Origin of the sequence: Streptomyces sp. SM11, assembly GCF_002910905.1 — a bacterium.
Lineage (GTDB): Bacteria > Actinomycetota > Actinomycetes > Streptomycetales > Streptomycetaceae > Streptomyces.
On sequence record NZ_NEUE01000277.1, the window covers coordinates 44,826 to 56,744 of the forward strand.

The window sequence follows — 11,919 nt, forward strand, 5'->3', positions numbered from 1 at the left end:
ACCCGCCGATGAAGCCACCCGAGTTCCCGCCCCTGCCCGCACTGACCCGCGCCGAGGGCGAGTTCGTCGACTGCTATCTGGCCGTGCTCGACCAGCTGGGCCGGATCAACCCGGCCCACGGCAGTGACACCTACAGCGCGCTGCGGGCCGCCCAGGCCCTGGCATCCGGGGCGGCCGCGCTGCGCGACGCCCTGACCCTGATGCACGAGCGCGGCGAGTCGCGCATCCACGCCGCCACCCTGGCGCGGACCCTGCGCGTCCTGGACGGGGAGCGCAGGGCGGGCAGGGTCGCGATCCCGCCGACCGCGAACTGACCGGCTCGGCGCGCGTGGAGCGCCGTGCGGGAGCGGGCCGGTCGACCCCGCGCACGACACGCCCGGTCCCGCGATCGATTCGCCTCGCTCGTCCGGCGTAGGCGATCACCCGTGCGAGCGACGGCTCAACTTGCGTTCGGCACGCGGTGCGTACTCGAATTGTGCTCTTTCGTCGCTGGTACGAGGGTGTGCGCCGGGCTCGTGGGCGAGCGTGAATCCGACCTGTCCACCTGAATGGATCAGTGGTGAGGAGACTCACAAACCACTGTTTCAGCTCGGAAATCCGGCACCGAGTGAGTCAAGATCCCTGGGACGACAAGCCCCCGCCACCGCGGCGGGGCGGTCCGGGCGGACGCCGAGTCCTGCCGCCTCCCGGATGACTGGTCGACAGAAGTGGATCGGCAGGAGTGGAGGACCCGAGCACAACGGGCCGACCGGGAGACCGGAATCCCTCGGGGTGAAGCCGCGACGCGGCCGGGCAACTTCGCCAGCCCGAACCCGACAGGTCATCCTTCACAGGCGGCTGACGAAGGGTTGCGCATGTCTGCGCAGGTTCATGTCCCGTCTCTGTTCGCCCGGGTCGGTACGGCCTCGGTACTCACCCTGGCCGTGACGTCCACGATGCTGACGCCCGGCCTGGTGAGTGGCGCCGAGGCCGCCACCCACTCGACGAAGGCCCTGAAGGTGGCCGCGTCGAAGAAGGGGGCTCCCTACAAGTACGGAGCATCCGGCCCCCGTCGCTTCGACTGTTCGGGGCTGACGCTGTATTCGTTCAAGAAGGCCGGGAAGAGGCTTCCCCGCACGGCACAGCAGCAGTACAACAAGACCCGCCACATCGCGAAGTCGCAGCGCAAACGCGGCGACCTCGTCTTCTTCCATTCGGGGCGCAGCGTCTACCACGTTGGCATCTACGCCGGGGCCGGGAAGATCTGGCACTCCCCCAAATCGGGGGACGTGGTGCGACTGGCGAAAATCTGGTCCAAGAGCGTCTGGTACGGACGGGTCCGCTGACCCGTCGGCCGGACGCTCTTTCCGTTGGGGCGGCCCCGGCCCTCTTCGGGGCAGCCCGGGCTGCCCGGGCCGGCGGGTCTGCTGGTGCCGCCGGGTACGCCCACGGCGTTCTCAGCGCAGCAGCGGGCCGGTGACCAGCGCGAGACCCAGACCGGTGAGCGCCACACCGCTGCCGCCCTCGATGGCGCGGGCGGTGCGCGGGCGGCGCAGCCACCGGCCCAGCCGGTCCACGAGCAGGGCCACGGCCGGGAACCAGATCAGCGCCAGCACCACCACGAGGGCCGCGAGGAGCAGGGTCCGGGGCAGCGGCGGCTGCCCGTGGGGCACGAACTGCGGCAGCAGGCTGAGGAAGAGGACCGGGGCCTTCGGGTTGAGCGCGTTGGTCAGGAACCCCTGGCGCAGCGCGCGTCCGAACTCCTTGGGCACGGGCCGCCCCGGCACGTCCTCGGATGTTCCGTCGCCGTCCTCCGGGCCGCGACGCCGGACCGCGCACAGCGCGCTGATCCCGAGGTGGAGCACGTACGCACCGCCGAGCAACTGGACGGTACGGAAGAGCACCGGCATCGTCACCAGCACCGCGGCGAGTCCGGCGACCGCGAGCGCGGTGTGCACCAGCAGCCCTCCGGCGACGCCGAGCGCGGTGGCCAGACCGGCGGTGCGCGAGGCCAGGGCGTTGCGTACGACGACGGTGAAATCGGCGCCGGGCAGCGCGACCATACCGGCGGCGACCCCCGTGAAGGCGATCAGTTGTGCGTCCATGAGGTCCACCTTGGACCGGCGGAGCCTTTAGCGTGTACTTGCAATCTTCTGGGTCTGCCTAAAGGAACGCTTTCATGTACGACCCGACACGGCTCGCGGCACTCGTGGCGGTCGCGGAGGCCGGATCGATCACCCGGGCCGCCGCCCGCCTGGGCTACACGGCGCCCGCGCTCTCCCAGCAGCTGGCCAAGCTGGAACGGGAGGCCGGGGCGACGCTGCTGGTGCGCCACCATCGCGGGGCACGTCTGACGGCTGCGGGCGAGCTGCTGGCGGGCCGGGCCCGGCGAGTCCTGGACGAACTGGACCAGGCACGCCACGAGCTGGCGCAGCTGGCCGGGCTCTCGGGCGGCAGGCTGCGGGTGGGGACGTTCACGACGGCCGGGATCCATCTGCTGCCGCCGGTCCTGAACGCTTTCCGGCGGGCCCATCCGGAGGTCGAGCTGGCCGTCGCCGACTACGAACCGCCCGGCGGGGTCGCCGCGGTGGTCGCGGGCGAGGTGGACCTCGCCCTGACGCACGCCTACGAACCGGCGACTGCGGGCCCTTTGCCGGTGGGCGTGCTCGTCGAACCCCTGCTGGTCGAGGAACTGGTGCTGGTCACCTCGGTGGGCCACCGGCTCTCCGAGGGCACCGGCCGGCTGCCGGTCACCGAACTGGCCGGGCGACCGCTGATCAGCAGCGCACCCACGCATCCGCCCCGGCGCGGGGTCGAGAACGCGCTCGCCGAGGCCGGGGCGACCCCCGCGGTGGTCTGCGAGTCGCCGGGGTACGCGCTGGTGTGCGCGCTGGTCAGCGCGGGGCTCGGGGTGGCGGTGGTGCCGGAGATGGTCGCCTCGATGGCGGCGGCTCCGCTGGCGGTCCGGCGGCTGGAGCCCGCGTCGTTCCGCCGGACCATCTCGGTCGTGCACCGGGGCGACCGGTCGACCGCCGCGGCCGCGACGCTGCTGGCGCTGCTGCGCGGCGGATTCGGCCGGAGGAACACGGCCCCGGCCGCGAACCGGCCCCCGCAGGGCTGAACCGCCCGACCGGACCGGCCCCGAGGATGTCAGCGGGCTGATCCTCCCCGGCTGTTCAGCCCTGCGGGCCGGCCCCGGACCTGTGGGGTCAGCCCTGGACCGGAACGACCCACGGGAGAACGATCCAGACCGTCTTGCCACCCTCGGCGGTCGGTGTGACCTGGAGCCGCCCGCCGCGCTCCTTGGCCAGCGACCGGATGATGACCATGCCCCGGCCGTTGTCCTGCCGTACGGCGGCGGGCAGTCGCTGGGGCCAGCGGGGGTGACTGTCCGTGACGCCGAGGTACAGCTCCTCGTCGCGTTCGAGGCGCAGGTCCACGGTGAAGGTGGGCGACTGGCCGAACGTGTGCTGGACGGCGTTGGTGGCCAGCTCCGAGATGATCAGCCGGAGGGTGTCGGCGAACTCGGTGTCGTCGGGCAGGCCCCATTGGGCCAGGGTCCTGGCGACATGTCTGCGGGCCGAGGAGACCGAGACCGGATCGCTCGGCAGAGTGACGGTTGCTTCCTGATGGTCTGCCATGGCGACGCCGCCCCTTTCCCGCCCCGGCCGACCGGCGGTCGGCCAGGATTGTGCTTCGCGCCAGATTGCCATTGATGCAGCTCCCTGTAACGACGTTCGGCCAAGATATGCATATATCTGTCGCTCGAAGCGGTGAATTCGGGACCCGTACGGCGTGGACGGACGGCACACTGGCCCCTCTGCGGGCCGCTCCGGTGACGGACCGGCCCTCCCCGACAGCAGAAGGAGACCGGCATGCCGCACGGCCCCGTCGTCCGGCGGCGCAAGCTCGGTGAGGAGCTGCGGAGCCTGCGCCGCGCCTCCGGGCTGACCAGCCGGGACGCGGCGCGGCTGCTCGGCTGGCACCAGTCGAAGGTGAGCCGTATCGAGACGGGCGCGAGCGGGGTGACGCCTGCCGACGTGTCACGGCTGCTGGACGTCTACGCGGTGCGCGACTCCCAGTTGCGCTACCTGCTCGAAGTCCTCGCGGGGTCGGCGGGCGGCGGCGGTTCGGGCTGGTGGCATGCCTACCGGGGGCTGATCCCACCGCAGTACCGCGATTTCATCAGTCTGGAGTCGCAGGCCAGTACGGTCCGGACGCTGGAGACCTCGGTGGTGCCGGGACTGCTCCAGACCGCCGGTTACGCACGGGCCGTGACCCGCGCCTCCTTGGACGGGTTACCGGACGGCCGGCTCGACTCCCTGGTCGAGGTCCGGCTGACCCGCCAGCGGGTGCTGCGCGCGAGCCCGCCGCTGCGCTTCACCGCCGTGCTGGACGAGGCGGTGCTCCATCGCGAGGTGGGCGGACCGGAGGTGATGAGGGATCAGTTGCAGCATCTACGACAGGTGTCCCAACTTCCACATGTACAACTGCAGTTGCTGCCGTTCTCGGTCGGCGGCTACGTCGGACTCACCGGCCCTTTCGTTATCTTCTCCTTCCCGAACATTTCCGATCTGGATGTGGTCGTTCTTGACCACTTGACGAGTAGCCTCTATCTGGAACGGAAAGAAGACCTTGAGGCGTACAGCTCGGCCTTCCGTACCTCGCAGGCGCACGCGCTGTCGCCCGAGCGCTCGCTGGACCACATCACCGCGATCAGCCGCGGCCAGTAGGAGCCGGGCCGTCCGGTCGGGTTCCGCCGGACCGTCCGACTGCCCGAGGGGGCACCATGCCCGACCGTCCCGCACCGCCCGTCACATCGTCCGTCGCGCCGCCGCCGTCCTTCGTGGCGCCGCCCGTCCCGCAATGGCGGCGCAGCAGCCGCTCGACCGGGATGAACAACTGCGTGGAGACCGCTCGGCTCGGCGGCGCGTTCCTCGCCGTACGCGATTCGAAGGACGTGGACCGGCCGCCGCTGCGCTTCACGGCGGCGGCCTGGAGCACGTTCGTGACCGGACTCGGCCCGCACGGAGCCGACCCGCACCGGGTCGGCTGATCAGCCGACCCGGCCGTTCGCCTGCCGGGGAGCGGTCGCGACGATCGTGGCCACCGCGGTCGTGATCTGCTCCTCGGTCAGATCGGCCCGGGCCGTCAGCCGCAGCCGGGAGACGCCGTCAGGTACCGACGGCGGGCGGAAGCAGCCCACCGCCATTCCGGCCGCGCGGCAGTCGGCCGCCCAGCGCACCGCCGCGTCCGCCGAGGGTGCGCGGACGGAGACGACGGCCGCGTCGGGCCGGACCGCGGTCAGACCGGCGGCGGTGAGCTCTCCGTACAGCAAACGGGCGACCTCACGTGCGCGGGCCGCCCGTTCGGGCTCCCGGCGCAGCACCCCGAGGGCGCCGAGCGCACCACCGGCCGCCGCCGGGGCGAGTCCGGTGTCGAAGATGAACGTACGGGCCGTGTTGACGAGGTGCTCGATGACCCGGGCGGGCCCCAGGACCGCTCCGCCCTGGCTGCCCAGGGACTTGGAGAGGGTGAGCGTCGCCACGGCCCCGTCGCCGCCCGCCAGCCCGGCCGCGGCGAGTGCGCCGCGGCCGCCGTCACCCAGAACGCCGAGGCCATGGGCGTCGTCGACCAGCAGCGCGGCGTTCGCGGAGCGGCAGACCTCGGCCAGTGCGGGGAGCGGGGCGGCGTCGCCGTCGACGGAGAAGACCGAGTCGGTGACGGCGAGGGTCCGCCCTTCGTGTGCCCCCAGCGCCTTGGCGACCGCGTCCGGGTCGGCGTGGGGAACGACGGCGGTCTCGGCGCGGGAGAGCCGGCAACCGTCCACGATCGAGGCGTGGTTGCCCGCGTCGGAGACGATGAGCGAGCCGCGCCCGGCCAGTGCGGTCAGCGCGGCGAGGTTGGCCGCGTACCCGGAGGAGAGCACGAGGGCCGCCTCGAAACCGCAGAAAGCGGCGAGGTCCCGTTCCAGTTCGGCGTGCAGGGCGGTGGAGCCGGTGACCAGCCGGGACCCCGTCGCCCCCGCCCCCCAGCGATGGGCGGCGGCGGCCGCGGCGGCGGTGACCTCCGGGTGCCGGGTGAGGCCCAGGTAGTCGTTGCTCGCGAGGTCCAGCAGCTCCGGGTCGGCGCCGCGCGGACGCAGGGTGCGTACGAGTCCGGCGGCGGCCCGGCGGCAGGCCTCGGCGTCGATCCAGTCGAACGGGGCGAAGGACATGGGGCGGTCCCTTGGGTAGGCGGGCCCTCGGCGGGCGGCTCCGCGCGGACGGTCCGGTACGGACGGTCCCTTTGTAGGCAGCCAACAGACCCTAGCCGGGTGCGCAGCAGGTCAGGGTGTGGCAATACACACACCCTTGCCCGGGTCTCCTGTCTGGTTCCTCCTTGGCTGGAGGCGGTGCCGTAAGCGAGGATCATCTTCCATGGACCTGCTGAACACGCTGGTGGACAAGGGGCTGCGGCGCGAACTGCCGACCCGCGAAGAAGCGCTCGCCGTACTGGCGACCTCCGACGACGAGCTGCTCGACGTGGTGGCCGCCGCCGGGAAGGTGCGCCGTCAGTGGTTCGGGCGGCGCGTCAAGCTCAACTATCTGGTCAACCTGAAGTCGGGGCTCTGCCCCGAGGACTGCTCCTACTGCTCGCAGCGGCTCGGCTCGAAGGCCGGGATCCTCAAGTACACCTGGCTGAAGCCGGACGAGGCGTCCAAGGCCGCCGCCGCCGGGGTGGCGGGCGGCGCCAAGAGGGTCTGCCTGGTGGCGAGCGGGCGCGGTCCGACGGACCGGGACGTCGACCGGGTCTCGAAGACCATCGAGGCGATCAAGGAGGAGAACGACGGCGTCGAGGTCTGTGCCTGCCTCGGTCTGCTCACCGACGGACAGGCCGACCGGCTGCGTTCGGCGGGCGCCGACGCGTACAACCACAACCTCAACACGTCTGAGGAGACGTACGGGGCGATCACCACCACGCACACGTACGCGGACCGGGTCGAGACCGTGCAGCAGGCCCAGGCCGCCGGACTCTCGGCGTGTTCCGGGCTGATCGCCGGGATGGGCGAGAGCGACAAGGACCTGGTCGACGTGGTGTTCGCGCTGCGGGACCTGGACCCGGACTCGGTGCCGGTGAACTTCCTGATCCCGTTCGAGGGAACGCCGCTCGCCAAGGAGTGGAACCTCACCCCGCAGCGCTGCCTGCGCATTCTGGCGATGGTCCGCTTCGTCTGCCCCGATGTCGAAGTGCGGCTCGCGGGAGGCCGTGAGGTGCATCTGCGGTCGATGCAGCCGCTGGCACTGCACCTGGTCAACTCCATCTTCCTGGGCGACTACCTCACGAGTGAGGGCCAGGCCGGCCAGACCGACCTGGACATGATCGCGGACGCCGGTTTCGAGGTGGAGGGCGCGGGCACGACGACGCTGCCGCGCCACCGGGCCGACGCCCTGGCCGGCGGCTGCGGTACGCAGGACGCCACGGCGGGGGCCGGCTGCGGATCGCACGGCACCGGTGGGGCAGGGGACAACGGTTCGCCGGAGGCTTCCGCAGCCGGTGGCTGCGGTTCCCACGGTGGCGGCGGGGGCTGCGGGCCGTGCGGTGGCCACGCGGAGCAGGAACCGGTGGCCGCCACGGACGCCGGGGAGAGCGTGACGGCCTCACGCACGGACGCCAACGGTCCGGCGCGTACGGATCTGGTGGCGGTCCGCCGTCGCGGCGCGGGAACGGAACTCGCTCCCAATGCCTGAACCGCACACCACAGGATCCACCGGGCACTCCGGACCCGCCGCGCCGAAGCCGTACGCGCCCGACGAACTACGGGCGCTGGACCGCGCGCACGTCTGGCATCCGTACGGACCGATGCCGGGCCGCCAGGAGCCGCTGATCGTGGAGTCGGCCTCCGGCGTACGGCTCCGGCTCGCGGAACCCGTCGAGGGGCAGCGCGAGTTGGTGGACGGCATGTCCTCCTGGTGGTCGGCGGTGCACGGCTACAGCCACCCGGTCCTCAACGAGGCCGCACGCGGCCAGCTGGACCGGATGAGCCATGTGATGTTCGGCGGGCTCACCCACGAGCCCGCCGTCCGGCTGGCGACCCGGCTGGTGGAGATCACCCCCGGGCCGCTCCAGCACGTCTTCCTCGCCGACTCGGGGTCCGTCTCCGTGGAGGTCGCGGTCAAGATGTGCCTCCAGTACTGGCGTTCGGCCGGGCGTCCGGCCAAGCAACGGCTGCTGACCTGGCGCGGGGGCTACCACGGGGACACCTGGCAGCCGATGTCGGTGTGCGACCCGGAGGGCGGGATGCACGAGCTGTGGTCGGGGTCCCTGCCCCGCCAGGTCTTCGCCGAAGCCCCGCCGGCCGGCTTCGACGCCGAGCCGGACGCCGCCTACGTACGGCATCTGCGGGAGCTGATCGCCGCGCACGCCGACGAGCTCGCGGCGGTCATCGTGGAACCGGTGGTACAGGGGGCCGGCGGGATGCGGTTCCACTCCCCCGCCTATCTGCGCGTGCTGCGCGAGGCCTGCGACGAGCACGACGTCCTGCTGGTCCTCGACGAGATCGCGACCGGTTTCGGACGTACGGGCAAGCTGTTCGCCGCCGGGCACGCCGGGATCTCGCCGGACGTCATGTGCCTCGGCAAGGCGCTGACCGGCGGCTATCTCACGATGGCCGCGACGCTGTGCACCACGCGGGTGGCCGAGGGCATCTCCAGCGGCGAGGTGCCGGTGCTGGCACACGGGCCGACGTTCATGGGCAATCCGCTGGCCGCCTCGGTGGCCTCGGCCTCCGTGGACCTGCTGCTCGGGCAGGACTGGGAGGGCGAGGTGGCGCGGATCGGCGCGGGCCTGCGTGCCGGACTCGCTCCCGCCTCCGGCATCGCCGGAGTGGTGGACGTACGCGTCCTGGGCGCGATCGGGGTCGTCCAGCTCGACCACGAGGTGGACATGGCGGCGGCGGCGCGTGCGGCCGTGCGCGAGGGCGTGTGGCTGCGGCCGTTCCGCGACCTCGTCTACACGATGCCGCCGTACGTCACGGGCGACGAGGACGTGGCACGGATCTGCCGGGCCGTGTGCGCAGCGGCGCGGGAGGGCTGAGCCGACGTGTCGACGATTCTGGTGGTGTCCGGCACGGGCACGGAGATCGGCAAGACCGTCGTGACCGCCGCGGTGGCGGCCGCCGCGCGGGGCTGCCGGGTCGCGGTGCTCAAGCCCGCGCAGACCGGGCTCGCCCCCGGGGAGCCGGGGGACGCGGCCGAAGTCGCGCGCCTGGCGGGAAGCCATGCCACAGCCGTCGAACTGGCCCGGTTCCCCGAGCCGTTGGCCCCGGCCACGGCCGCCCGGCGGGCAGGGCTCGTGCCCGTGCGGCCGTACGAGGTCGCCGAGGCGGCGGAGAAGCTGGCCACCGAGCACGACCTCGTACTGGTGGAGGGTGCGGGCGGGCTGCTCGTGCGGTTCGACGACGAGGGCGGCACGCTCGCGGACGCGGCCCGGCTGCTGTCCGCGCCGGTACTGGTGGTGGCCCCCGCGGGCCTGGGCACGCTGAACGCCACCACGCTGACCGCCGAGGCGCTGCGGAACCGGGGGCTGAGCTGCCGGGGCGTCGTGATCGGCAGCATGCCCGCGGAGCCGGACCTCGCGGCCCGCTGCAACATCGAGGACCTGCCGGAGGCTGCCGGTGCGCCGCTGCTGGGCGCGGTACCGGCCGGCGCCGGTTCCCTGTCGGGCGCCGCCTTCGCGGCACGCGCGCCGGGTTGGCTGGCGCCGGAGCTCGGAGGGACCTGGGCCCCCCGCTGACGGACCGCACCGCAGAAGGCGTCGGGCGGTCCTCGGGGAGATTCCCGCCGGGGCGATCCGGGGGAGAATCATGGAGGAGCGTCACGTCCACTCCTCAACGGAGGTCCGTCATGCAGCTGCGCAGCAGGAAGCTCCCCCGGGACGCCGTGCACCACCCGGTCTTCGCCCGCTTCTACGCACGCGTGAGCGTGACCGCCGACCTGAAGGGCGGCATCGCCGCGTACCGCGAGGAGCTGCTGTCGGGGCTCTCCGGCCGGGTCATCGAGATCGGCGCGGGGAACGGGCTGAACTTCGCCCACTACCCGGGCGCCGTATCGGAGGTCGTGGCGCTGGAGCCGGAACGCTCGCTGCGGCAGCTCGCCGCCCGATCCGCCCTGCGCGCCGAGGTGCCGGTGGACGTGGTGCCGGGGGCGGCCGAAGCACTGCCGGTCAAGAGCGAGGCCTTCGACGGGGCGGTGGCGTCCCTGGTCCTGTGCACCGTACGGGATCTGCCCCGGGCGCTCGCCGAGATCAGGCGGGTCCTGCGCCCCGGCGGCGAACTGCGGTTCTTCGAGCACGGGCTGGCGCCGGGCGGGGCACTCGCCACGGCTCAGCGGGCGGCCGACCGGACCGTGTGGCCGCTGCTCTTCGGCGGCTGTCACACCGCCCGGAACCCGCTGGCCGCGATCGAGGCTGCGGGCTTCGAGCTGGGCACGTACCGCAGGCTGCGGATCCCGGAGACTGGCATCCAGCTGCCGTCCTCCCCCTGCGTCCTGGGCGTGGCCCGCAAGCCGTTCACGGAGGACTGAGCCGGCGTCCCCGGGCCGGGGGACGTGGCCGGGGGACGTGGCCGGAACTGATGCCCGGGGGTCGTGCGGGGGTGGGTCCTCACACGCTCCACTGACGCAGCTCGTCGGCGATGGCCCGCACGTCCGCCTTGCCCTGCTTCACCAGCAGCGCCAGATCGCGGACCTGCTCGGGCGAGGTGATGACCTTGAGCCCGGAAGCGACGAGATAGCCGTACGCGACGGCCGAGGCGAACATCGCGTTGGAGTGTTCGAGTGCGGGCACATGCAGCAGCAACTGCAACAGGGCGGCCGCGCGTGCGTGCGGGTCGCTGTAGACGGCGCTGCCGAAGATCTCCGCGTCGTGCCGTGCGACGGCGGCGACGAGCGCACCCCAGTCGACGACCTGCGGGTCTCCGGGCGTCTTGTGCTCGGCGACCATCAGCAGCCAGGAGAGATCGATCCGAAGGTTCAACGGGTGCCTTCGCGCTCCGGGCCGAACTCCTCGGCGAACACCGACTCGTACTGCTTCATGAAATCGGCCGCGGCCTCCACGAAGGTGTGTCCCACCTCGCCCGCGTCCTGCTGGACGAGTTCCTCTATGTAGCGGTTCACACTCATCCCCCTCTGCAGCGCGCGCTGCCGCGCGGCCTCGGCGGTGGCCTCTTCCACTCGAACGTTCAGCTGAGTCTTGGGCACGGGACCACGCTAGCGCGACCGTGCTAGCACCGGCAAGAGGAGCGTGTGGCCGCACTGCGAAACGCGCTCGACGCCCGGCGCGACGGATGGTGGGGTGGCCGTCATGAACGATCTTTCGATACGGTCCGCGACCCCGGCCGACCTGGACGAGGTCCTCGCCTTCTCGAAGGTGGCCGCCGAGGGCACCAGCACCAGCGACGACGGGGACGGGGTCGCACGTCTGGTGGAACGGGACCCCGACGCGTTGCTCCTCGCGGAGCGTGAGGGGTCGCTGGTGGGCACGGTCATCGTGGGTTTCGACGGCTGGCGCTGCCATCTCTGCCGGCTCGCGGTCCACCCGGACCAGCGGCGCCGGGGCGTGGGCGGCACCCTCCTCGCGGCGGCGGAAGAACGGTTCATCGCGCTGGGCGGGCGGCGCGCCGACGCCATGGTGCTCGACCGCAATACGTCGGCCCAGCACGCCGGGCGCGCGGCGGGCTACGCGCCCGAGCCGCAGTGGAGCCGCTGGGTGAAGCACCTGACGGACTGACGCGAACGGTGGAGCGCCGCCCCGGCACGGCAGGCGTCGACGCGGTAGGACGGAGTGTCGTCGGGCAGCCGCTCTACGATGACCTGCCCCCTTCGCCGCCCCCTGCCGAAAGATGTGGGCATCCGTCCCATGGGCGAGCCTCCCGGTAGCCGATTGCGCCGATACCGCGCGATC

At 72.5% G+C, this 11,919-nt stretch carries 15 protein-coding genes and 1 riboswitch; of the genes, 10 read left to right on the forward strand and 5 right to left on the reverse strand.

Translation table 11 applies throughout. The annotated features are described in order from the left end of the window. Window positions 1-8 precede the first annotated feature (8 nt). Window positions 9-314, forward strand: coding sequence for a hypothetical protein (locus tag B9S58_RS30280; RefSeq protein WP_103535137.1), 306 nt, complete (start codon window positions 9-11; stop codon window positions 312-314). A gap of 353 nt (window positions 315-667) precedes the next feature. Then, a riboswitch (cyclic di-AMP (ydaO/yuaA leader) is annotated at window positions 668-851 on the forward strand. A 3-nt stretch (window positions 852-854) separates the two neighbouring features. Further along, entirely contained in the window at window positions 855-1,325 is a 471-nt protein-coding gene (locus B9S58_RS30285) for a C40 family peptidase (RefSeq protein WP_103535138.1), read from the forward strand. A 111-nt stretch (window positions 1,326-1,436) separates the two neighbouring features. On the opposite strand, the gene B9S58_RS30290 is transcribed toward B9S58_RS30285, so the two are convergent. Continuing rightward, complete coding sequence (locus B9S58_RS30290) at window positions 1,437-2,084, reverse strand: LysE family translocator (RefSeq protein ID WP_103535139.1); 648 nt, start codon at window positions 2,082-2,084, stop codon at window positions 1,437-1,439. Between the two features lie 74 nt (window positions 2,085-2,158). Here B9S58_RS30290 and B9S58_RS30295 point away from each other — a divergent pair, with 74 nt between their 5' ends. Further along, window positions 2,159-3,100, forward strand: a complete 942-nt coding sequence (locus B9S58_RS30295) for a LysR family transcriptional regulator (RefSeq protein ID WP_103535140.1) — start codon at window positions 2,159-2,161, stop codon at window positions 3,098-3,100. Between the two features lie 88 nt (window positions 3,101-3,188). On the opposite strand, the gene B9S58_RS30300 is transcribed toward B9S58_RS30295, so the two are convergent. Further along, window positions 3,189-3,620 carry an ATP-binding protein gene (locus B9S58_RS30300; protein WP_103535141.1) on the reverse strand — a complete coding sequence of 144 codons (432 nt, stop codon included), beginning with the start codon at window positions 3,618-3,620 and terminating at the stop codon, window positions 3,189-3,191. 234 nt (window positions 3,621-3,854) lie between these two features. On the opposite strand from B9S58_RS30300, the gene B9S58_RS30305 reads away from it, so the two are divergent. Then, window positions 3,855-4,712, forward strand: coding sequence for a helix-turn-helix transcriptional regulator (locus B9S58_RS30305; protein WP_103535142.1), 858 nt, complete (start codon window positions 3,855-3,857; stop codon window positions 4,710-4,712). A 56-nt stretch (window positions 4,713-4,768) separates the two neighbouring features. After that, the gene (locus tag B9S58_RS30310) at window positions 4,769-5,035 is read left to right on the forward strand and encodes a DUF397 domain-containing protein (protein ID WP_103535143.1); all 267 of its coding nucleotides are present in this window, start codon (window positions 4,769-4,771) and stop codon (window positions 5,033-5,035) included. Here B9S58_RS30310 and B9S58_RS30315 read toward each other — a convergent pair whose 3' ends face one another. Further along, a complete protein-coding gene (locus B9S58_RS30315; protein ID WP_103535144.1) occupies window positions 5,036-6,196 on the reverse strand; it encodes an 8-amino-7-oxononanoate synthase in 1,161 nt (386 codons plus the stop codon). A gap of 202 nt (window positions 6,197-6,398) precedes the next feature. Between B9S58_RS30315 and bioB the strand changes: the two genes are divergently transcribed. The 4 genes from bioB (at window position 6,399) to B9S58_RS30335 (ending at window position 10,541) form a co-directional block, all read left to right on the forward strand. Next, complete coding sequence (bioB, locus tag B9S58_RS30320) at window positions 6,399-7,709, forward strand: biotin synthase BioB (RefSeq protein ID WP_103535145.1); 1,311 nt, start codon at window positions 6,399-6,401, stop codon at window positions 7,707-7,709. Next, window positions 7,702-9,054, forward strand: a complete 1,353-nt coding sequence (locus tag B9S58_RS30325; RefSeq protein WP_103535146.1) for an adenosylmethionine--8-amino-7-oxononanoate transaminase — start codon at window positions 7,702-7,704, stop codon at window positions 9,052-9,054. The genes bioB and B9S58_RS30325 overlap by 8 nt, the downstream gene beginning before the upstream one ends. Before the next feature lie 6 nt (window positions 9,055-9,060). Next, window positions 9,061-9,753 carry a dethiobiotin synthase gene (gene bioD, locus B9S58_RS30330; RefSeq protein ID WP_103535147.1) on the forward strand — a complete coding sequence of 231 codons (693 nt, stop codon included), beginning with the start codon at window positions 9,061-9,063 and terminating at the stop codon, window positions 9,751-9,753. Between the two features lie 110 nt (window positions 9,754-9,863). After that, window positions 9,864-10,541 (forward strand): class I SAM-dependent methyltransferase, encoded by a 678-nt coding sequence (locus B9S58_RS30335; protein ID WP_103535148.1) that lies wholly within the window; start codon window positions 9,864-9,866, stop codon window positions 10,539-10,541. Between the two features lie 79 nt (window positions 10,542-10,620). Here B9S58_RS30335 and B9S58_RS30340 read toward each other — a convergent pair whose 3' ends face one another. Beyond that, complete coding sequence (locus B9S58_RS30340) at window positions 10,621-10,992, reverse strand: hypothetical protein (RefSeq protein WP_018957883.1); 372 nt, start codon at window positions 10,990-10,992, stop codon at window positions 10,621-10,623. Continuing rightward, on the reverse strand, window positions 10,989-11,216 hold the full coding sequence (locus B9S58_RS30345; RefSeq protein WP_030582192.1) for a hypothetical protein: 228 nt from the start codon (window positions 11,214-11,216) through the stop codon (window positions 10,989-10,991). The genes B9S58_RS30340 and B9S58_RS30345 overlap by 4 nt, the downstream gene beginning before the upstream one ends. A 94-nt stretch (window positions 11,217-11,310) precedes the next feature. Here B9S58_RS30345 and B9S58_RS30350 point away from each other — a divergent pair, with 94 nt between their 5' ends. Continuing rightward, window positions 11,311-11,745 carry a GNAT family N-acetyltransferase gene (locus tag B9S58_RS30350; RefSeq protein WP_103535149.1) on the forward strand — a complete coding sequence of 145 codons (435 nt, stop codon included), beginning with the start codon at window positions 11,311-11,313 and terminating at the stop codon, window positions 11,743-11,745. The last annotated feature ends 174 nt before the right edge of the window (window positions 11,746-11,919 follow it).

Coding starts and splice junctions, on each gene's coding strand:
- B9S58_RS30295 (WP_103535140.1), top strand. CDS start 2,159: ATGTACGACCCGACACGGCTCGCGGCACTCGTGGCGGTCGCGGAGGCC.
- B9S58_RS30315 (WP_103535144.1), bottom strand. CDS start 6,196: ATGTCCTTCGCCCCGTTCGACTGGATCGACGCCGAGGCCTGCCGCCGG.
- B9S58_RS30285 (WP_103535138.1), top strand. CDS start 855: ATGTCTGCGCAGGTTCATGTCCCGTCTCTGTTCGCCCGGGTCGGTACG.
- bioB (WP_103535145.1), top strand. CDS start 6,399: ATGGACCTGCTGAACACGCTGGTGGACAAGGGGCTGCGGCGCGAACTG.
- B9S58_RS30290 (WP_103535139.1), bottom strand. CDS start 2,084: ATGGACGCACAACTGATCGCCTTCACGGGGGTCGCCGCCGGTATGGTC.
- B9S58_RS30310 (WP_103535143.1), top strand. CDS start 4,769: ATGCCCGACCGTCCCGCACCGCCCGTCACATCGTCCGTCGCGCCGCCG.
- B9S58_RS30300 (WP_103535141.1), bottom strand. CDS start 3,620: ATGGCAGACCATCAGGAAGCAACCGTCACTCTGCCGAGCGATCCGGTC.
- B9S58_RS30305 (WP_103535142.1), top strand. CDS start 3,855: ATGCCGCACGGCCCCGTCGTCCGGCGGCGCAAGCTCGGTGAGGAGCTG.
- B9S58_RS30325 (WP_103535146.1), top strand. CDS start 7,702: ATGCCTGAACCGCACACCACAGGATCCACCGGGCACTCCGGACCCGCC.
- B9S58_RS30280 (WP_103535137.1), top strand. CDS start 9: ATGAAGCCACCCGAGTTCCCGCCCCTGCCCGCACTGACCCGCGCCGAG.
- B9S58_RS30335 (WP_103535148.1), top strand. CDS start 9,864: ATGCAGCTGCGCAGCAGGAAGCTCCCCCGGGACGCCGTGCACCACCCG.